This window comes from Leucobacter chromiiresistens, from assembly GCF_001477055.1.
In the GTDB taxonomy this organism is placed as follows: Bacteria; Actinomycetota; Actinomycetes; order Actinomycetales; family Microbacteriaceae; genus Leucobacter; species Leucobacter chromiiresistens_A.
The window spans coordinates 44,236-64,347 of sequence record NZ_LDRK01000006.1; the positions used below are offsets into that span (position 1 = coordinate 44,236).

Genomic DNA, 20,112 nt, shown 5'->3' on the forward strand with positions numbered 1-20,112 from the left:
TGCGTGACGCCGCATGACGGCGGATCGGCCCCGAGGGTGCAGGCCGCCGCCCGCGCGCCGATCCCGTACCGCTCAGCCCTTGAGGCCCGGGAAATCCTCCTCGCGCCACTCGCTCGCGATGCGCTCGCCGGCCGCGTGCGCCGCCTCCTCGCGCTGGCGGAGCTCGATGCGGCGGATCTTGCCCGAGGTGGTCTTCGGCAGCTCGAAGAACTCGACCCGGCGCACCCGCATGTACGGGGGCAGCGCGGCACGGGCGTGGGCGAGCACCGCGCGGGCGGTCTCCTCCCCCGCCTCGACGCCCGACGCGAGCGACACGTACGCCTTGGTGACGTTGAGCCGGGTCTCGTCGGGCGCTCCGACGACGGCGGCCTCGGCGACGAACGCGTGCTCGATCAGCGCGCTCTCGACCTCGAAGGGCGACACCTTGAAGTCGCTCGACTTGAAGATGTCGTCGGTGCGGCCGACGAACGTGAGCACGCCGTCCTCCCCCCGCTGCGCCACATCGCCGGTGTGGAAGAGCCCGTCGCGCGTGGCGCGGGCGGTCGCCGCCGCATCGCCGTAGTACCCCGGCATGAGGTTGACGGGGCGCTCCGGCTCGAGCCGCAGGCAGATCTCGCCCTCGTCGGCCTCGTCGCCCGTCGTCGGGTCGATGAGCACCGCCGAGACGCCCGGCAGCGCCCGCCCCATCGCGCCCGGCACGATCGGGTCGCCGGGCAGGTTGCCGATGAGCGCGGTCGTCTCGGTCTGACCGTACCCGTCGCGGATCTCGAGGCCCCACCAGTCGCGGATGCGCGCGATCACCTCGGGGTTCAGGGGCTCGCCCGCCGAGACGATCTCGCGCAGCGCGCGCGGCTTGCGGGTCAGCTCACTCTGGATGAGCATGCGCCACACCGTAGGAGGCGCGCAGAACGTGCTGACACCCGCGCGGTCGAGCTCGGAGACGAGGAACTCGGCGTCGAAGCGGGCGTAGTTCGCGACGAAGACGGTCGCCCCGACGTGCCAGGGCCCGAAGAAGCTCGACCAGGCGTGCTTCGCCCAGCCCGGGGCGCTGATGACGAGATGCGTGTCGCCGGGGCGCACGCCCAGCCAGGAGAGCGTGGTGAGATGCCCCAGCGGGTAGCTCGTGTGCGAGTGCACGACGATCTTCGGCAGGCTCGTGGTGCCCGAGGTGAAGTACAGCAGCGCCGCGTCACCGCTCGACGTGGTCTTCGCGACGGGGGCGAGCGATCCCGCCGACGACTCCTCGTACCGGGTCCAGTCGTACAGGCGGGCGCGCTGATCGGCCGTGGCGGCGTCGAAGCCGACCCCGACGCCGCGGTAGTCGCCCGGCACCTCGCCGAACTTCATCGCATCCTCGGCGGCGGCGAACACCCAGCGCACGGTGCCGCGCTCGACGCGGTCGACGAGCTCGTGGGGGCCGAGCACCACCGACGTGGGCAGCAGCACGACGCCGAGCTTCATCGCGGCGAGCATGATCTCCCACAGCTCGACACGGTTGCCCAGCATCAGCATCGCGACGTCGCCGCGCTTCGCGCCGATGCCGCGGAACCAGTTCGCGACCTGATCCGAGCGCTGCTTGAGCTGCGCGAACGAGCGCTTGAGCTCGCTCCCGTCCTCCTCGACGATCCACAGCGCCGTCGTGTCGTTGCCCTCCGCCAGCACGTCGAACACGTCGTGCGCCCAGTTGAACGCGGCGCCGACGTCGGGCCACGCGAACTCGGCGCGCTGGCGCTCCGGCTCCCCCGCGAGGGCGAGCAGCTGATCCCGGGCGGCGAGGAACGCGGCCGTGGCGTCGATTTCGGTCATGCCCACTATTCTGCTCCGTTCCGGCGTCGCTGCGACGTGCGGCGCGCGCCCGGTTCGATCCTGCGCTGCGGCGGGGTGCGGCGGGCGCCCGGTTCGTTCCGGCGACGCGGCGGCGTGCGCCGCGCGACCAGGACGGCCTGGGCGATCACGGCCGTCAGCATGAGGGCGCCGAGCCCGATCGCCACGCCGCCCCTGACGTCGTCCCCCGCCATCGGCAGCACCACCCAGCAGAACACCACGCACTGCGCCACCGCGAGGAGCGGCACCGTCAGCCACGACGTGACGCGCAGACTGGCGCTCGCGCCGCGCCGCGCCCGCGCCGCGAACGCCATGACGCCGACCGACGCCGCGACCACCGCGCCCAGCATGCCGAAGAGCACGACGAACGGCAGGTTGACCTCCCGCTCGTACCGCGCGAACGCCTCCTCCTCGACGTGCGCGAACGTGCCCGGCGAGAAGTGCAGCAGCGCGCCCAGGTCGCCGTTCAGATCGAGCGCGTACGCGTCGAGCGACTCGTTGATGTCGGCATCGACCGTCCAGTCCCCCGCCGGAGCGCCCGTCGTGAAGTCCTCCGCCGCACGGGACTCGACGCGGTCGGCGTCGATCTCGACGACGAGGGCCCCGTCGGCCCGCTCGCGCTCCGACCCGATGCGCAGCTCGTAGTGCGTGCGGTCCTCGAGCTCGGGCTCGTCGGTGTAGAAGCTCTGCTCGGTCACCCACGGCTTTGCGGCGTTGCCCCGCTCCAACGGGATGCGGGGGCGATCCGGATCGGAGTCGAGCCACCCCGCATCCGTCAGCTCGTCGACGAGATCGGGAGCGACGGTGAGCTGCACGCGGATCGGGCGCACGGGCAGCTTCGCGCCGAAGTAGTCGCCGGGCTCGGCGTAGTACTCGTCATCCCAGTGCGACAGCCAGGCCGACCACCGCACCTGCTGCCCCGCGTCGAAGCCCGGCGCATCCACCGCCGCACTGCGCAGCGAGTAGGCGATCTCGACCTCGTGCTCGCCCGAGAGCACCTCGGAGAACTGCGTGAGCATCGCGAGGCTGCGCGTCTCGGGCTGCGGCAGCTGCGTGTGCGGGGCGGGCTCGCCGTCGATCGTGACGGATCGCAGGTCGAACCCGAGCGACTGCCCGAGACGCACGGTCGGCCACTCCTTCGCGAACTGCGGCACCTTCGACGCGGAGTCGTCGAAGACCACGTCGAGTCGTTCGACGACGTCGAGTCGCGCCGCTCCGTCGTCGCCGCGGGTCAGCTCGGCCGAGATGTCGAAGCCGGAGACCTCGGTGTAGAGCGTGCCGGGCAGGTCGTGGGACCACGTGATGAAGTCGTTGTCGACGCGGTACGGCGACGGCTGCGTCGAGACGGTGACGATCGATCCCGCGAGCACCGCCGCGGCCGCCGTCAGCCCGAGCAGCGCGGGGGCGCTCACGAAGTGCTCGGTGCGCCAGCCGCGCGCGACCCAGCGATCGCCGGTCTCCGCCGCCGCCTGCCCGATGACCGCCCGGCCGGCGCGGCGCGGGCGCTCGAAGAGCAGCGCGTAGGGCAGCAGCGGGTCGTCGATCGGCCCGCGGTCGAGCAGCCGCGTGGCTCGCGCCCAGACGTCGACGCCCTTCAGCTGCTGCATCGTGCGGGCGCCCGCGCGGGTGAGCGGGCGGGGCCGCGACACCGCGATGTTCGAGAGGATCGCCAGCGCGGTGGAGACGAGCACGAAGACGGCCGGCCACCACACGACGGCGAGGATGACCTGATGCGAGAGCTGCCGCAGCAGGCCCCACTGCAGCAGCATGATCGCGAGGGGCGCCACCGTGAAGAAGTCGCGCACATAGCTGTCGGGCACCCACCGGAGCCCCTCGCGCACCGCCGCGTCGCTGGTGCCCCACGAGCGGGTGCGCCGCAGCACGGTCGGCGTGTTGCCCGCGGTGCCGGCCCGGCGAGCGGCGCGGGCGAGGCGACGCAGCCAGGCCTCTCGACGGTCGCCCGATCCGCGCGGCGCCTGCTCGATCTCGGCGATCAACTCGACGTGTCGGCGGCGGCCCATGAGCTCGGCGGCGAGCATCGGCGACAGGCCCTCGGGCGGCTCGCTGCGCGGCAGGAACCACGGATCGCCGGCGCTGTCGGCCCACACGACGCGTCGCGCGGCGAACGCGAAGAGCGTGAGCACGGCGAGCAGCACCAGCGGGAGCAGCGGGCCGTAGGTCTGCACCCAGAAGAGCGCAGTAGTGTCGGGCTGCACGAAGGTGCCCGGCTCGAACGTGGCGCTCACGTAGAGGTCGGCGTTCGGCGGCAGCGCGTCGTCGTTCGAGAACGCGTAGCGCACCCCGTCGGCCCCCTCCCCCTCGGGGGTCAGCCACTCGGTGCCGCTGATGAGCAGCCACCCCACGTATGCCTGGGGCGCGCGCACGAGCGCCTCGTCGAGCTCGGGGGCGAGCGTGAGCGAGACGTCGATGCCCTGCGTGGCCTGCGGCCATGTCGGGGCGAACAGCGGCCAGTCGAAGCTGTCGACGGCGCGATCGGTCGCCTCGTCGACGTCGCTGATGACGAGGTCGTGCAGTTCGTAGGTGATCGCGATCTGCTGCGTGCCCGAGAGCGGCTCCCCGTCGCTGCGGGAGAGCCGCAGCTCGGTGGTGGTCGGGGCGTCGCGCACGGCGACCTCGGCCTCGGCGCCGTCGATGGTGGCGCTGGTGAGCGCGACGCGCACGTCGTGGCCGTGGTACTCGCTCAGCAGCGTGCGCGCGACGCTCGGCTCGGGCCCGTTGCGGAACTCGGCGTCGAAGCGCTCGCTCACCGTCGCCACGAAGCCGCCCTCCGCATCGCGGTCGACGACGTACGCGATGCTCGCGTCTCGGGCGATCCAGTCGACGTCGTCGATCTCGGCCGACGCGATCACGTCGTCGAAGTCGAGCGGCTCGTTGATGACCGGCCCCACCATGAGGAACACCCCGGCGAGGGCGACGAGCGCCCAGAAGGCGCGGATCGCGTTCCGCAGCGACGCGTCGCCGCGCGCCCGCAGCCGCCGCTCGACCCACTGCAGCACACGGGCGAGCCAGCGGAACAGCGGAGTGTGCCCGGGCTGCGGATCGGGGATCCGCCCCGATGCGAGCAGCTCGGGGTCGCTCCCCGCGAGGTCGAAGAAGTCGGGTGCCGGGAGCCGTCGGCTGCTGCGCTTCGGCGCGCGGCTCATGCGGCGGAACCGTTCATGCGGCGAGGTCTCATCGAACCGTGGGCGCGGGCGTCAGCTGCGGAACACGGTATGCAGCGCCGCGTCGCCGACGGTCTCGCGCCCGCCGAGCCCGTCGATCTCGAAGAGCACCGACGTGCCCGCTGCGACGTACCCCAGGCGCTCGATGAGCTCGTGGGCGGCCGCGAGGGTGCCGCCGGTCGCCAGCACATCGTCGATGAGCAGGACGCGGGAGCCGGGGGCGAAGTCGTCGTGCGCCTCGACCTCGGCGGTGCCGTACTCGAGCCGGTAGCCGACGCTGGCGGCCGGCCGCGGCAGCTTGCCGGCCTTGCGCACGGGCATGAGGGCGGTGCCGCTGGCGTAGGCAGCAGCGCTCGCGAGCAGGAAGCCGCGGGCCTCGAGCCCGGCTACGACGTCGAACGCGCCGCTGAAGGGCTCGATCAGGGCGTCGACGGTCGCGCGCAGCGCGGCGGCATCGCCGAGGAGCGGCGTGATGTCGCGGAAGAGGACGCCCGGCGACGGGTAGTTGGCGATCTCGCGGATCAGTGCTTCCGCGCGGGCGAGTTCTGGGCTCAGTGACACGCGTTCCAGGGTACCGCGCACCCGCGACACGCGCGGCCGTCGGTCGTCGCGGCGGCCTGATTTTCATTTTGCCGAGGTCTCGTGTAGTCTCTTTCGAGTTGGGAAACCAACGGGCGCCCCTAGCTCAGCTGGATAGAGCATCTGACTACGGATCAGAAGGTCAGGGGTTCGAATCCCTTGGGGCGCACCAGTCACGTGAAACCCCCGTCGCGGAAGCGGCGGGGGTTTCGTCGTGCTCACGGCCACGTTCGGCAGGCCTCGCCGCCCTGCGCTCAGCCTCTCCAGTCCTCCGAGTCGTTCAAAGTGCAGTGCGACGATCAGCTGAGATCGACGCCGTGCCGGGAGACGGTCTCGTCGACGCTCGCAGATGCCGGCACCGTGGGTGCTGCTGCGCGCGAAGCTGCGGCACTGCTGCACCACTCCCCGTCGTCGCGCACCGTTACGCCCCTAGGCTTCAAGCCCGAAGATCGAGAGGGTCGTCTCGCCCTGGTTGAGGCGCTCGATCACCGCATCCTCGAACGCGTCACGGTCTGCTGCAGCGGCGAGCGTCGCTTTCCACTCCCCGCGCGGCACGAACACTGCGCCGTCGCTGTCAGTGCGCACGACATCGCCCGAGCTCACCGAAGCTCCGGCGAACACGACGGGGCGGCCAATGGCACCGGGGCTCACTTTCGATGCGCCGGCCATCGCGACACGCGTGGAGAAGACGGGCAGGTCGATCCCTTGCAGCTCGTTGAGATCTCGAACCCCGCCGTCGACCAGAACGCCTGCGATTCCAGCGAGCCGCGCAGCATGCACGAGTACGTCGCCGAGATAGCCGACCGGCACATCACGCCCAGCGACGACCAATACGTCGCCCGGCGCTGCTCGCGCCACAGCTCGGTGCACCGCGAGATTGTCGCCGGGATGGCATTCGACCGTGAGCGCACGGCCGATGCAGGCACTCGGACCCGCGCGATGGACGAGACCGTGCGCATCTCCTGCTCTTCCGCGCGCCTCGTAAATCGTGCTCGCGCCCGGCACTTCGTCCACGGACGGCAGTTGCATATCGATCTGCATGATCTCGATGCGCAACCCTGCAAAGGGTTCGAAGAACGCGATCCGGCGCGACTCTCCGAGAGTCGTGATGGTCCACGGCTCTCTCGCGAGGGTGCGGGACCACGTCGGATCATCGAGAAAGCTCTGCAGATGATCCGTTTCGAAGCTCACGTGGCTCCACCCCGGCTCGACCGCGTCCGTCGTGAATACCGGCTGGACGAACAGGTTGACGTCGATCGCCCCCAGAGAGGCTCGCAGATACCGCACCCCGGATGCTTCCGCATCGCCCATGACGCGGGCACCTCGCGCTCCCTCGAAAAACGATCGGAACTGCTCGAGGCCGTCGGCGACTCCACCGAGATTCGACAACCGCAAGTCTGTCGTGGACACCATGATCTGCCCTTAGCCTTTCGCGTGTTCGGCGTCGTAGTGCGCACGAAGAATGTCGCTCGCGAAGTCGGTCTTCCGACTTCTCAGAGCACTGTGGATGTGGTTGGCGCGATTCTGAGTGTTGTCGAACTCGATGGTGATCGCGTGAGAGTCGAAGCAGTAGTACCGACCGACTCCACGCTCGTACTCGCCGGCCCACGCGAAGCGCAGGTCAGTCGGCAGCGCGTCTCCCGGCGTCCAGCCGAAAACTCGGCGGTGCGTTTCCCGTGGGAACCGGTCGACGTAGTGCGTGAGCAGCTCCTCGACCAGGGCCTGCGTTCCAGGATCGGTTTCTGCCACACGCATGCCCCGAGAGCGTGGATCACTCTCCGCATGCCGGAGAATCTCGGGCGGATCGGAAGCCCGACCCGCTTGCTCCTCGGTGAATCCCAGGGCGCCGAGAAAGTCACGCGATTGCCGCGAGCTCACTCCTGACGGATAGATCGCTTCAGGGGCGAGCGGCACAGCTTCGTCGTCGACGAGGGGGCGGTTCTGCTGCAGGATATCGCTGGGTGCGATGGGTGAGAATACTGCCTCCTGACGCTCGGCCTCGGTCAGTCGGCCCACGATCTCTGCGGCGATGATCTCTTCTCCGCGCAGCGGACGCAGTTCATTGCGCCCGAGAGCGGGGGCCTGCGAGGGATTCACTCCGATGAAGTGGGGAGTGAGACTCACGACCGCGCCGCGCTCCACCCAGGCGTGGACGACGAGGTGATGACCGGAGAACTGCCAGCCCCATGCTGCATCTCCGGGTTCACCGAACACCGTCACGAAGTACATCATGGGATCTCGTGAACGGCCGTGCTCCGGCCTGCCGGGGTAGAGCTCGGTCCAGCCCTCGTCGACTGCGAGCACGTTCTCAAGGCCCATGACATAGCTGGCGAGCGCGAACCCGGCGGGGCTGAGCGAGGTACTCAGCAGTCGGAGCGCGTACTGCTGGCTCCGCGGCGACATGTCGCAGAGGGCGAGGCCCCGGCGCTCCCCTGGAGTGAAGTTCCATTCGCTTCCCGGGCGCGCGTGGGCGTCTTGACGTACCTCGCGGAGCTCTTCGGGGGAGAGAGATGCGAGGAATCGCATCCCCTCCGCAGACATGGATCGCGCAGTGGCCGATACATTCACCGTGCTCATACCCTCCTCGTTTCATGGACTCGCATCACCGTCGATGGACTTCGCGATCACAGTATCCAATCGATTTCATAAATTCAAGATGTTCACCAACGGTCGCAGCGATGGGCGATCTGGCTGCGGGCACGATCGAGTCGCTGCAACGGTTTCCCACCGAGCAGGAACGAAAGGACGGGAAAATGCTCTAGACAACCGATTGCACTATCGCATATCTTTGTCGCAGGCAGTCCGACCATCGCTCACGCGATCGCGAACTGACTACACGCCTCTTTCGTCTCGATGATCGATGGCGATGTGCACCGATGCACTCGCCACTCCTCTCCCCTCTGCCCGAAAGGCTTCTCATGAAACTGCGTGCCACTCTTGCCGCCGCCACCTGCGGCCTCCTCCTCCTCAGCGGCTGCAGCGCCGCACCCTCCAGCTCAGCTGACGGTGACGGCAGCCCCAGCTCCATCACGATCGCGAGCTGGGGCGGCCGGTACGCAGAAGCAATGCGGTCGGCGTTCTTCGATCCCTACACCGCCGATAGCGGCGTGAACGTCGTCGATGCCGACGCTGCGATCGCGTCACTGCAGACGCAGGTCGACACCGGCAATGTCGAATGGGACGCCATCACGATCTCAACGACCGACCTCGGTCTCGGCTCAGCGAAAGGCCTGTTCGAGAACCTCGACGGCGTCGTCGATCCAGCGGATTTCATCGATGGCACGGTGACGGACTACGCCGTGGGATTGGACTTCTCCTCGAACGTCCTGGCGTGGAGTACTGATGAATTCGGTGAGGGCGCAGGAGCCCCGAGCTCGTGGGAGGACTTCTGGGACCTCGAGAAGTTCCCGGGTAAGCGCGCGGTCCCCTCCTGGGGCCCCGACGCGCAACTGTTCGAGTTCGCGCTCCTCGCTGACGGCGTCGACAAAGACGACCTGTACCCGCTCGACATCGACCGCGCTCTTGCGAAGCTCGGTGAGATCCGAGACAGTTTCATCGTCTACGACTCCAACGCGCAGGGCCTCCAGCTCGTCTCCAGCGGACAAGCTTCGCTGGGGGTACTCCCGAGTGGTGTCGAATACGAGGGACGATCATTCACCTACAACGGGGCTGCGCTCGCGACCGACTGGATTGCGATTCCCAAGGGTGCGCCCCACGCGGAGACCGCAAAAGAGTTCATTCGCTTCGCGACCCAGGTGCCGCAGCAGCAGGCCTTCTCCGACGAACTGAACTACGCAGGCACGAATGCGCAGGCCCTCGAAGGGCTCGATGCCGATACCGTGGCGAACCTTCCCACCGGAGAAGAGGCGATGGCGGTGCAGTTCCGGCCCGACCCCGACTACTACGCCGAGAACGCGACGTCCATGATGGAGGCCTGGCAGAAGTTCTTGTACAACTGAACGCCACTGCAGTGCGAGGCGGGAGAACCGATGTTCTTCCGCCTCGCACTCTGTCAATGTTGAGTAGGATGCAGAAGACGCGTCGCATGCTGCATGGTCGGCGCTGTTGCCTTGCCGCCGCTCGTCATGATCGGGATCGAGTGCGGCCCCGCTGCGGCGCCTGAGGAAGACGAGTTCAGCATCGAAGTTTGGGAGCAAGGATGAAACCGCCAACGATCTACTCCATCGCGAGCGAGCTGAAGCTCTCCCCCTCGACCGTGTCTCGCGCGCTCAACGAGTCGTCACTGGTGAAACCCGAAACTCGCGAGCGTGTCCGCGAGGTCGCCGCACGACTCGGATACGTTCAGAATTCTCAGGCGCGCGCATTGCGCCGTTCGAGCACGGGGATGATCGGACTGCTCATCCCCGACCTCACTTCCGAGGTCTTCAACGTTCTCGTCTCGAGCATTCAACTCGAGCTCAACAACCACGACTACGGTCTCGTCGTCGGGCAATCGCTCAACCAGCCCGAACTCGACCGACGCTACGCCCTCGCCTTTCAGAGCCAGATGGTCGATGGGATCTTGCATGCGCCGTGCACGCCGCACGGCGTCGACGACATCTTCTCCGGCGGAGTGCGACCCCCGGTGGTCGAGATCATTCGTCAGAGCGATTCGGTCGATCGGTTCTCCGTGTGCATGGACGACGAGGGTGACGCCGCGTTAGCCACGCGACACCTCATCAACCGCGGCTACACCCGCATCTACGTGATCCTCGGCCCCGACGAGTTCAGCACCGCCCATCTGCGAGCCCGGGGCGCGATGCAGGCAGCCGCGAACCACCCCGAGGTCACGGTGGTACTCTGCAACGGCGCCTACAGCGAAGAATGGGGATACCAGCAAGCCGCACGCATCGCTGGCGAACTCGGTGACGATCAGACCGCAATACTGGTGACCAGCAACAGCTTCATGGCGGGTGTGCTGAGTGCGTTGTCAGACCGCGGATTGAGCATCCCGAACGATCTCGGCGTTTCCGGTTTGGAGGATCCCAGTTGGTTCCGGGTCGCTCGACCAGCACTGACGTCGGTCTCGAGCCAGACGAGGGAACTCGGGAAGGTCGCGAGCGAGCTCATGCTCGATCTCATCGCCGGCGCCACTCCTGACGGCCCACGCCGCCGGGTGCTGCACGGCATGCTGCGCGACCGCGACTCGACTCGATAGATCGGTCTGCCACCGCAACCGCGAGAAGCCTGGTGGAGCACGAGTCGGGCACACTCCTGCTCCACCAGGGGATTGATGCCTCACCCGTGATTGATGCGCCGCTCGAGAATGGTGCGGAGCGCGGCCAACACGAGCACGACGGCCGTGAGAATCGCAGCGACTGCGGCGATCGTGGGGTCCACGTTGAATCGGATCCCGCTGAACATCACCACGGGGAGAGTGCGACTCGTCGATCCCGCGATCAGCATGGTGACTGCCAGGTCGTCCCAGCTGGAGATGAAGGCAAAGAACGCGCCCGCGATGACTCCCGGAAGCACCCCGGGGAAGGTCACGTGCAGGAAGGTACGCAGCGGGCCGGCACCGAGTCCGAGCGAGGCCTGCTCGAGCCGGAAGTCGAACTTGGTAAAGCTCGCGATGACGTTCACGAAGACGTACGGGACGCCGAGCATGGTGTGCGCCAAGATAATCGCACCAACATCACCCACGATATGCATGCGCGAGTAGAGGTCGAAGAGCGCGAGCCCGATGATGATGCCCGGCACCACCAGAGGAAGACCGACGATCGCGCTCACCACGTTGAACACAGCCCCCCTGGTCTGCGCCAAACCTACCGCAGCGGCGGTTCCGAGCAGAACTGCGAGGATGGTCGACGCTGCTCCGATCACCAAGCTTCGCAATGTCGCATCAATCCATACCGGATTCTCGAGATAGCGCTCGAACCACTGCATGGAGAATCCTCGTGGAGGAAACGAGAGGTCGGGCGCCGCGTTGAAGGCCATGCCGAAGACGAGCACGGTGGGCGCGATCAGGAACACCAGAATGCCGAGCGCGACCACGGTGACCGCTCCACTGCCGATCCGATACCGCATCATGATTGTTCCTGCTTTCGTGTTGCTGAACGAATGCGCCGCAGAACAGCCACGAGCGCCCAGGCGAGAACGACGAGAAAGATCAGACTGAGGGAGAGAGCGCTGGCTTGATTCAGCTGCAGCAAACGCTTCACCTGCACTTCGATCTGCTGCGCCAGGAGCATGGTCTGACCGCCGCCGAGCATCGCCGGCGTCACATAGAACCCCAGCGATAGGACGAAGCAGAGAAGCCCACCCGCGTACACGCCCGGCGCACTCAGCGGCAGATAGATCCGCCAGAACGTCGTCCAGGGACTCGCTCCGAGTGAGTCCGAGGCGCGCAAGAGGCGGTTGTCAATGCGTCGGAAGACGGCCAGCATCGGGATGATGGTGAGCGGCAGCATCACGTGCACCATCCCGATGATGACGCCCGTCTCGTTGTAGACGAGCTGTATCGGTCGGGATGTGATTCCGAGACCCATGAGAGCGCTGTTGATGACTCCGCGATCCTCGAGGAGCGCGATCCACACGAATGCTCGCACAAGCACGCTCGTCATCAGCGGGATGAGCACCAGACCTTCGAGAAGCCCGCCCCAGCGCTGCATCCGAGCGATCACGAACGAGACGAGAAAGCCGAGCACCAGGCAGAACGCGGTGGTCACGCTCGCCACGCGCACCGTATCGAGGACCACGGAGACGTATATCGGATCGACGACAAGCACGCGAAAGTTGTCGAGTGTCACGGCACCGGTGTCTTCCGACGTGAACGCGCGTACCGCGACGAGCCCCATCGGATAGGCGAGTAGAGCGGCGTAGAGCACGAGCATGGGCGCAGCCGCGAGTTGCCGACGAGAGAATGAGGATGGCGACCGACTCCCCTCGGAGCGCGGCGACGCTGCGGCGGTGATCGCAGCACTCATTTCGGCTCCGCTTCCAGCGGCACGATCGAGTGGGCTCGGACGGTGACGCTCACCGACGCTCCACGCTCGAATCGCTGCTGTTCGGAGCCGGTCGAGGCTCTCGCAACAAGCGAGGCGCCCGATTGGAGACGCACCTCGTACCTCACCACGCTCCCCTGATAGGTGCACGCCGTGACGACCCCGGCGTCGGCATCGTGATCGGAGGCGGCTTCCAACATCACCAACTCGGGCCTCACGCTGACCTGATCGGCGAGGCGGATGGCCGCGTACTCCCCCTCCGTTCCGCCTTCGACGTGTACCGAGCCCGCCGCGAGCCTGCCTGCAACCACGTCGATGACGTTGGCCTCCCCCATGAAGTCTGCGACGAATGCGTTTCGAGGTCGTTCGAAGATCTCAGCGGGGGTTCCGAGTTGCTGCATCTTCCCATCGGCCATGATCAGGATGCGATCTGACAGGCTCAGCGCTTCCTCCTGATCATGCGTCACCGAAACCACGGTCACCCCAAGAGTTCGGTGGATGCTGGCGATCTCGTTCTGCATCGTTTGGCGCAGTTTACGATCCAGTGCTCCGAGTGGTTCGTCCATCAGCAGCAGGCCAGGTGTGAACACCGTCGCTCGTGCGAGAGCGACTCGTTGTTGCTGGCCACCGGAGAGCTGGTGGGGACGCTTGTCTCGGTGGGCTTGGAGCTGTACGAGTTCGAGCGACGCGTTCACCAGTCGCTCGCGATCGGCTCTCGGCACCTTCCGCATCTTCAGCGGGTAGGCGATGTTATCCGCCACGCTCATCGTGGGGAAGAGAGCGTAGCTCTGGAATACCATGCCGATATTGCGCCGGTAGGCGGGGAGGGCCGCGACGGGTTCGCCATTCAGCTCGATCTCCCCGCGCGTCGGCGACTCGAATCCGGCCAGCATCATCAGCGCTGTGGTCTTGCCCGATCCACTCGGGCCGAGAATGGTGACGAATTCCCCGGGCTCGATGCGGAGGTCGAGTCCCTCAACGGCCCAGGTGTTCCCGTCGTAGCTCTTCGCGAGCCCGGAGATGTTCACGCGCGCTCCGTGCGTCCGGGGCTCGGACGAGCGGAGCACACCGGTCAACGTGAGCTCAGCCATCGCCGAGCTCCGCCCCTGCCGGCTGATACAGTCCGCGACGACGAATGACGTTGTCCGCTGCAAGCTCGAGTTTGTGCACGCCTGTCACACCGATGCTGTACAGGGGGGAGCTGGGCGAGAGGGGAGCCTCGACCGGACGGTCGAGCGCCACCGACTCGTAGGCGGAGAGCGCGAGCGAGATCGTGGCCCGAGCCTCTGCGAGCGTCGCAACCCCCGTCGCGTCCCCGGACTGGATGTACGTGGCGAACGCGCGCACCGATCCTCCGTAATACCATGACAGCGGAAAACGCTCCCAGTCGATGGGCACGACCGTCGGCGCGTCCAGGCGATCCCGAACGATCTCGATCTGCTCGGCCACATTGTGCTGCGCCGAGAGCATGTCCGGGTAGCGAATCTGCAGCGTGCCTGTTTCGCCGTCGACGATCGTGTGTCCGCTCGTTCCCATTCCCCACATGAGCGTGAGCGTCGCCGTCTGGCCGGCTTCCCCCTCGATGTGCACGGTGACGGTGTCTTCCACATCCGCCTCCGGGCGAATTCGTCGTTTGTCGACACGCGCCGTGACCGTTCGAGGGGTGAATGTCGGACCGAGCAAGTGCTGCGAGAGGTAGAGCAAGTGGATACCGTAGTCCATCAGGATCCCGCCGCCCGCGAGCCTCGCGGTGCCCCGCCACCCCTCGTCGCCCGGCATCACTCCGGGGGCGTAGACCGAGTGCGCCGTCATCGTCACCGAATCCACATGACCCAATGCCCCGGCTCGCACCTGGCGCAGCGCTTCAGCATGAGATGGGAAGTGCGTGTAGTTGTGATGCACTCCAGCGCGGATGCCTGAACGTTCGGTCACACCGATCATCTCGTCGACCTCGGCGACCGACATCGCCAGCGGCTTATCGCATACGACGGAAACCCCCCGCTCCGCGGCGAGCGTCAGAATCGGCAGATGCGTGAGGTGGGGTGTCGATACGTCGATGTAGTCGACATCGGCGGTGTTCAGGAGCTCTTCGTACGTGGAGAAGCACGCGCTGGCCGGGAGCCCCAGCCGCTCGGAGATGATCTTCCGAGCCTCTGGATCGGGATCTGCAATCGCTACAACCGAAACGACGTCGGTCGCGGCGAGATAGGCGGGAAGCTTGAGTTCCTGTGTCGCGAAACCCAGGCCGACGAGCGCGGCTCGGACGGTCATGCGAATGCTCCTTCGATGAAAGTTCTCCCGACGCTGAGCGCGTCGAGTGGGGGACGGTGGAAGGTTTCGATCTCGAGGCTGAGCCAGACATCGTCATCGTCGACGTCGAGGGCTTCCGCGATGGCCGTGAAGTCCAGATCACCATCGCCCGGAACGCGGAAGGCGCCCTGAGCATCTCGAGGCCCTGCAGCGCTGAGGTGCGGGATGAGATCACGTTTCAGGTCTTTTACGTGAACGTGAGCGACGGCCTCTCGCCAGCGGCGAAGGTGATCCGCTATCGGCGCTCCGTGAAGCGCCAGGTGGGCAGTATCGATCAGGAGCCCGAGCTGAGGATTGTGAACGGCCGCGTCCAAGAAGTCATCGATCTCTCTCGGCGTGTCGACCACTGTGCCCAGATGGTGATGCACCGCGATGCGAACACCGAGATCCGCGGCCTGTTCGGCGAGCGTATCGAGCAGGCCGAGAAAGAGACCACGATCCGCGTCTCCGCGCCGAGGGGGCAGCACCGGCACCGTGCGCGCCCCGAACCGGGCTGCGAGCCTCACAACGGACACATACTCTTCGAGCGAGGTTGGAGAATCGAGATAGCCGTACATCGCGGCACTCACCTGCAGACCGGCGTCTTCGAGGAGTCGCTGCAGCTCGCGCTCCCGTTCCCGCCGCTCGAGCAGCCAATGGACATGGTGCCCTTGCAACTCGATGCCTTCGAACCCCGCACCTCCGATGTGACGCACGGCGTCTTCGATCTCTCCCGCGGGATATATCACCGTCGTTGCTGATACACGCATGCTCACTCACAATCGATTTCATTTTGGGTTGTCTCAATGATCATCCCCAACTCGCGCATCTGTCAATAGGAATCTTGACCACGATTGGCAACGTATCTCATCGTGATTGAGAGATATCACGACGAAAATACAATCGATTGTACGGAGCTGTACTCGGCCGGCGTCAGGCGTCCCGACGGGGGCCGTCTCCGGCATCGATGATGGGTGCGGTCGAGTCCTCGATCGCATCGCTTTCCCAGCGGCGCTGGAAGGAGGAGCACCATGCCGACGAACAACGACAGCGACGAGTTCGCATGTGATGCCGTCGTGCCCGTTGGAGACGAGCGTCGCGCAGAGACACGTCGTGAGAGACCTCGGGATCTCAGCGGGAACATGGGATAGCCCCGCATTCTGAGGTCGAGAACGGGTCGCCGCCGACCTTCGAGCGCGCAGCGCGGATCGATTCGAGGAACACCTGCTGGGAGCAGGTGGAGGCTGGACCGAGGGCGCATCCCCAGCGATCGGCACAGTCCAAGACAGCCGTAGATCGACGATTCCCACCCTGGGGGACGGGGAGTCATCGCGGGCCTTTCATCGATGCTCATGGGTCACATCATCGCCCCCCCCAGCAGATCCAGGATCCCCCGAAGGCAGATCGCGTCATGATCGACTTCGGGCCAGAAGGTCAGGGGTTCGAATCACCTGGGGTGCACCAGTTGTGCAGAACCCCGTCGCACATGCGGCGGCGTTCTGCTGATTCCGCGCACGGAAGCCGTCGACCTGGCACGATGGATACATGCGTACCCAGAACCGTCTCGGCGTCGCCGTCCTGCTCGCGTGCGGAGCGCTCGGCGCGGTGTCGCTGGCGACCGTGCTCGTCGCCCTTCCGAGCGGGGCGCCCGTCTCGCGGGATCCGGGAGCCCCGACGGTTCCCTGGTGGGTGACGCTGCTGCCCGCAGCCGCGGGCATCGCGCTCACCCTCCTCATCCCGCCCCGGCCGGCGCCGCAGCCGGCGATCGGCACGTCGCCCGCGCGTCTCGCATCGTCGCTCTGGGCGCTGCTGGCGATCGCCGCGCTCTTCCCCGTACTCGTGCTCGCGCTCGACATCGGCGGCTCCCCCGCATACCTCCTCGTAAAGTTCCTGCTGATCACCGTCGCGGCCGCCGCGGTCGTAGCGGCCGTCAAGGGGGTGCGCATCGACCGCGCATCGGGAACGTGGCGATGGTGGGCCCCGGCGCTCGTGATCGTCGTGTGGACCGCGCTCTCGCAGATCGCGCCGTGGAACCCCTCCGCGTCGGCGCCCGACGTCGATCCCGTGTACTTCGCCGTCGCCGCGCTGCTCACCGCCCTCACCGCCGGAGTCGGCGAGGAGCTGTTCTACCGGAGATGGCTGCAGACCCGCCTCGAGGCGGCGCTCGGCCCCTGGCCGGGCATCGCGCTCACCGCCCTGCTCTTCGCGCTGATGCACGTCGGCTCGCACGGCAGCGGCGACGTGCTGCTCGACCTCGCACGCGTCGTCGTCGTGCAGGGCTCGTTCGGGCTCCTCGTCGGCATCATGTGGTGGCGGTACCGCAACCTGACCGCGATCATCGTGGTGCACCTCATCGTCAACGGCTGGGGCGCGGTCGCGCTGCTCCTCCGCATGCTCTCGTGAGCCATCGCATCGACCCGCCGCTGCGCGATGCGATGATACAGACGTCCACCTCTCCCCGTTCGACCCACTCCCCGTTCGACCCCCGAAGGAGCCCACGATGGAACCGGCAGCCCGGCGCGCCCGCCCCGACGACCTCGACGCGGCCGCCCGCACCCTGGCAGCGGCGTTCGCAGAGTACCCGTGGACCCGGTTCGTGATTCCCGAGACCGACTACGCGGCGCGCCTGCTCGAACTGCAGTCGCTGTACCTCGGGTACGCGCACCAGCACGGCGTCGTCGGAGTGACGCCCGACCGCGCAGGGGTCATCGCCCTCGTGCCGCCGGCCGCACCCGATCCCGATGCGCGGACCGTGGAGCGGATCGTGGCGCTGCACGGGGAGCGGATCAGCAGGATCGAGGCCCCCGAGCCGACCGGGCGCGCGTGGCGGCTCGAGACGCTCGGCGTCGCTCCCGAGCTGCAGGGACGGGGCCTCGCCTCGGCGCTGCTCCGCTTCGCGCTCGACGCGGTGGGCGACCTCGGGGGCGCCGAGATCGAGCTCACCACCTCCGACCCCCGCAATGTCCGCCTGTACGAGCGGCACGGATTCACGGTCGAGGCGCACGTCGAGCGCCCGGAGCGTCCGCCGATCTGGAGCATGCGAGCCGCGTTGCACGGGTGAGCCGCTCGGCGCCGAGCATCCCGGCGGCGCAGGCGACCGCGGCGGCGGCGGCGAACGCCCCGGCGGGTCCGACCGATTCGAGGATCGCGCCCACCGCCGCCGCACCCGCCGCCTGGCCGAGCATGAGCACGACGAACAGCACGGCGGTGCCGGTGCCCGCCCGCGCACCGTCGATCCGGGTCGTCCATTCGATGAGCGCACCGGTCGCGGTGACGTAGCCCCACCCGAACACGAGGCACGCGGCACCGCACAGCGCGAACTCGCCGGGCAGCAGCCCGAGCACCGCGGTCGCGATCGCTGCGGAGGTCGCCGCGAGCATCCAGAGGGAGCCCGGCCGGAGTCGCCGGGCGAGCGGAGCCGTGCCGATCACCGCGCCGCCGCCGGCGCCGAGCAGCACCCAGGCCAGCAGGGAGCTCGCCTCCGGCGCACCGGCTGCGACCAGTACGACCCGGCCGTAGTTCCAGATCGCGGCCGCGCCGAACCCGAAGCCGGCGGCCGCGATGAGGGGCGCCCGGTGGGCGGCCCACCAGCTCAGCGGCGGCCCGCGGTGGGCGGCCGCAGGCTCCGCTCCCGTCGGCCGGTCGAGCGCGAGCACCGCGACCGCGGCGATCGCCGTCGCGGCGCCGGCGACGACCCAGGCGAGCCTCCAGTGGGGCGCGAGCGCCCACGCGACGGCCCCGGCCGCGACCAGCCCGGGGCCCGTGCCCGCGTTCACGACCGCCTGCATCGTCGCGCGCGACGGGTCCGGCGCCGATCGGTGGATGATGCGCACGAGCGCCGGTGATGCGCACCCGGCACCCGCCGAGCTCGCGATCGCCGCGGCGACGAAGACGCCCGGGTGCTGAGCGAGCGCGATGCCGATCGCGCCGCAGCCGGCGGTGAGGCCGGCGGCGACCACGAGCGAGCGGGGGAGGCGGTCGCCGATGAGGAACCCGACGCCCGCAGCGAGACCGTAGACCACGGAGGCCGCTGCGGAGACCAGCCCGAGGGCCGCCGTGTCGAGGCCGAACTCCGCCCCGATCTCGGGCAGGTGCAGGCCGAATGCGAGCCGCACGAGACCGTACGTCGCGGCGATCAGCGCCGTGCCCGCGGCCGTCAGCGCGACGATGCGCGCGGCGAGCCGCGAACTCGTAGGCTGCTGCACCGGCACGGTTCCCCCAAACGATAACGAGCGTTTCACTTTGCGCTCGTCTAGAGTATAGCCATGCCACTCAGGCCGTCGACGGAGCACCGCATTCTCGACGCCGCGGAAGACCTGTTCTTCACCCGGGGGATCGCCGCGACGCCCATCGACGCCGTCACCGCGCGGGCCGGCGTCTCCCCCGCCACGCTGTACCGCGGCTACGCCAGCAAGGACGCGCTACTCGCCGCCGTGCTCGAGCGGCGGCACCGCGCCTGGACGACGGCCTGGGAGGACGCGATCGCCCAGGCCCCCGACGACGCCGGCCGCCTGCTCGCGATCTTCGACGCCCTCGACGCGTTCCGCGAGCAGCCGCGCGGGTCGCGCTGGTGCGCGTTCCTCGCCGCATCGGCCGAGTACGCCGCCGCCCCGCCCGAGGTCGCCCGCGCCGTGAGCGCCGACACCGCGAGCATGCGGAGCCGCCTCGCCGAGCTCGCCGCGCCCATCGCCGGCGACCGCGCGCCCGAGTTGGCCGAGCAGCTGCTGCTCATCGTCACCGGCGACCTCGCCATGCGGCTCCGCCAACCGACCCGCCAGCCGGGCAGCCAAACGGGCGACGAACGGGGCGATGAACGGGGCCGCGGAACGGGCGTCGCTCGCGACGTGGCCGCGGCGATCATCGAGCGCCGCTCCGAGCAGCGCTGACGCACGGGCCGATCCCGCCCCGCTAGACACACGCGGCGCCCGCGCCGCCAGGGGCTTGCGCAGCATCGCGCAGCCTCCGACGATGGAGGTACTGCGCGGCGGATCCCTCGCCGCACGGTGCGAACCGGAAGGAGCACGCATGGCCGATCACGCCACCGACGATCAGCTGCCCGGCGACGAGGAGTCGCAGGACGTCACCGAGAACGCGAAGACCCGCGACGACATCGCGGAGCACCCGGGGTCGGACGAGGTCTCGCACGAGCACGCCGATGCCGTCGCCGACGAGTGGGGCGAGGACTCGTTCCCTGGCAGCGACCCGCCCGCGCACTACTGATCGTTCACGCTGCGGGAGCGCGAGACCCCGGCGAGCCGGAGCGTCGTTCCCGATGACGCACTGAGGGCCAGCGG

Annotated in this window: 17 protein-coding genes and 1 tRNA gene; 7 read left to right on the forward strand and 11 right to left on the reverse strand. The window is 68.1% G+C overall.

Annotation, left to right across the window (positions count from 1 at the left end; all coding sequences use genetic code 11):
* Window positions 1-72 precede the first annotated feature (72 nt).
* Genes NS354_RS00885 through NS354_RS00895 form a run of 3 tightly spaced genes read right to left on the reverse strand, consistent with a single transcriptional unit; the run spans window position 73 to window position 5,567 of the window.
* The gene (locus tag NS354_RS00885) at window positions 73-1,806 is read right to left on the reverse strand and encodes an AMP-binding protein (RefSeq protein WP_058592760.1); all 1,734 of its coding nucleotides are present in this window, start codon (window positions 1,804-1,806) and stop codon (window positions 73-75) included.
* Between the two features lie 5 nt (window positions 1,807-1,811).
* Complete coding sequence (locus NS354_RS00890) at window positions 1,812-4,988, reverse strand: hypothetical protein (RefSeq protein ID WP_193750672.1); 3,177 nt, start codon at window positions 4,986-4,988, stop codon at window positions 1,812-1,814.
* Window positions 4,989-5,039: 51 nt separating this feature from the next.
* On the reverse strand, window positions 5,040-5,567 hold the full coding sequence (locus tag NS354_RS00895) for an adenine phosphoribosyltransferase (protein ID WP_193750673.1): 528 nt from the start codon (window positions 5,565-5,567) through the stop codon (window positions 5,040-5,042).
* Between the two features lie 113 nt (window positions 5,568-5,680).
* Here NS354_RS00895 and NS354_RS00900 point away from each other — a divergent pair.
* Window positions 5,681-5,757, forward strand: a tRNA-Arg gene (locus NS354_RS00900).
* Between the two features lie 257 nt (window positions 5,758-6,014).
* On the opposite strand, the gene NS354_RS00905 is transcribed toward NS354_RS00900, so the two are convergent.
* Both NS354_RS00905 and NS354_RS00910 read right to left on the reverse strand, forming a co-directional pair.
* On the reverse strand, window positions 6,015-6,998 hold the full coding sequence (locus NS354_RS00905; protein ID WP_082677827.1) for an RraA family protein: 984 nt from the start codon (window positions 6,996-6,998) through the stop codon (window positions 6,015-6,017).
* Window positions 6,999-7,007: 9 nt separating this feature from the next.
* Window positions 7,008-8,162: a DUF3500 domain-containing protein gene (locus tag NS354_RS00910; protein ID WP_082677828.1), complete on the reverse strand. Its 1,155-nt coding sequence runs from the start codon at window positions 8,160-8,162 to the stop codon at window positions 7,008-7,010.
* A 341-nt stretch (window positions 8,163-8,503) separates the two neighbouring features.
* Here NS354_RS00910 and NS354_RS00915 point away from each other — a divergent pair, with 341 nt between their 5' ends.
* Both NS354_RS00915 and NS354_RS00920 read left to right on the forward strand, forming a co-directional pair.
* On the forward strand, window positions 8,504-9,544 hold the full coding sequence (locus NS354_RS00915) for an extracellular solute-binding protein (protein ID WP_193750674.1): 1,041 nt from the start codon (window positions 8,504-8,506) through the stop codon (window positions 9,542-9,544).
* 200 nt (window positions 9,545-9,744) lie between these two features.
* A complete protein-coding gene (locus NS354_RS00920) occupies window positions 9,745-10,743 on the forward strand; it encodes a LacI family DNA-binding transcriptional regulator (RefSeq protein ID WP_058592746.1) in 999 nt (332 codons plus the stop codon).
* An 80-nt stretch (window positions 10,744-10,823) separates the two neighbouring features.
* Here NS354_RS00920 and NS354_RS00925 read toward each other — a convergent pair whose 3' ends face one another.
* The 5 genes from NS354_RS00925 to NS354_RS13925 all read right to left on the reverse strand — a co-directional run bounded on the left by NS354_RS00925 (window position 10,824) and on the right by NS354_RS13925 (window position 15,588).
* The gene (locus NS354_RS00925) at window positions 10,824-11,579 is read right to left on the reverse strand and encodes an ABC transporter permease (RefSeq protein WP_193750675.1); all 756 of its coding nucleotides are present in this window, start codon (window positions 11,577-11,579) and stop codon (window positions 10,824-10,826) included.
* A 32-nt stretch (window positions 11,580-11,611) separates the two neighbouring features.
* Window positions 11,612-12,418 carry an ABC transporter permease gene (locus NS354_RS00930; protein WP_058592748.1) on the reverse strand — a complete coding sequence of 269 codons (807 nt, stop codon included), beginning with the start codon at window positions 12,416-12,418 and terminating at the stop codon, window positions 11,612-11,614.
* An 89-nt stretch (window positions 12,419-12,507) separates the two neighbouring features.
* Window positions 12,508-13,620: an ABC transporter ATP-binding protein gene (locus NS354_RS00935; RefSeq protein WP_058592749.1), complete on the reverse strand. Its 1,113-nt coding sequence runs from the start codon at window positions 13,618-13,620 to the stop codon at window positions 12,508-12,510.
* Window positions 13,613-14,800 (reverse strand): Gfo/Idh/MocA family protein, encoded by a 1,188-nt coding sequence (locus tag NS354_RS00940; protein WP_058592750.1) that lies wholly within the window; start codon window positions 14,798-14,800, stop codon window positions 13,613-13,615. The genes NS354_RS00935 and NS354_RS00940 overlap by 8 nt, the downstream gene beginning before the upstream one ends.
* Window positions 14,797-15,588, reverse strand: coding sequence for a sugar phosphate isomerase/epimerase family protein (locus tag NS354_RS13925; RefSeq protein WP_153002063.1), 792 nt, complete (start codon window positions 15,586-15,588; stop codon window positions 14,797-14,799). The genes NS354_RS00940 and NS354_RS13925 overlap by 4 nt, the downstream gene beginning before the upstream one ends.
* Before the next feature lie 775 nt (window positions 15,589-16,363).
* On the opposite strand from NS354_RS13925, the gene NS354_RS00950 reads away from it, so the two are divergent.
* Window positions 16,364-17,221 carry a CPBP family intramembrane glutamic endopeptidase gene (locus NS354_RS00950; protein WP_058592752.1) on the forward strand — a complete coding sequence of 286 codons (858 nt, stop codon included), beginning with the start codon at window positions 16,364-16,366 and terminating at the stop codon, window positions 17,219-17,221.
* 97 nt (window positions 17,222-17,318) lie between these two features.
* The gene (locus tag NS354_RS00955) at window positions 17,319-17,879 is read left to right on the forward strand and encodes a GNAT family N-acetyltransferase (protein WP_058592753.1); all 561 of its coding nucleotides are present in this window, start codon (window positions 17,319-17,321) and stop codon (window positions 17,877-17,879) included.
* Here NS354_RS00955 and NS354_RS00960 read toward each other — a convergent pair.
* On the reverse strand, window positions 17,806-19,023 hold the full coding sequence (locus NS354_RS00960; RefSeq protein WP_193750676.1) for an MFS transporter: 1,218 nt from the start codon (window positions 19,021-19,023) through the stop codon (window positions 17,806-17,808). The two genes, NS354_RS00955 and NS354_RS00960, sit on opposite strands and share 74 nt — an antisense overlap.
* A 60-nt stretch (window positions 19,024-19,083) precedes the next feature.
* On the opposite strand from NS354_RS00960, the gene NS354_RS00965 reads away from it, so the two are divergent.
* A complete protein-coding gene (locus tag NS354_RS00965) occupies window positions 19,084-19,704 on the forward strand; it encodes a TetR/AcrR family transcriptional regulator (RefSeq protein WP_058592755.1) in 621 nt (206 codons plus the stop codon).
* A 139-nt stretch (window positions 19,705-19,843) separates the two neighbouring features.
* The gene (locus NS354_RS00970; protein ID WP_058592756.1) at window positions 19,844-20,038 is read left to right on the forward strand and encodes a hypothetical protein; all 195 of its coding nucleotides are present in this window, start codon (window positions 19,844-19,846) and stop codon (window positions 20,036-20,038) included.
* Window positions 20,039-20,112 lie beyond the last annotated feature (74 nt).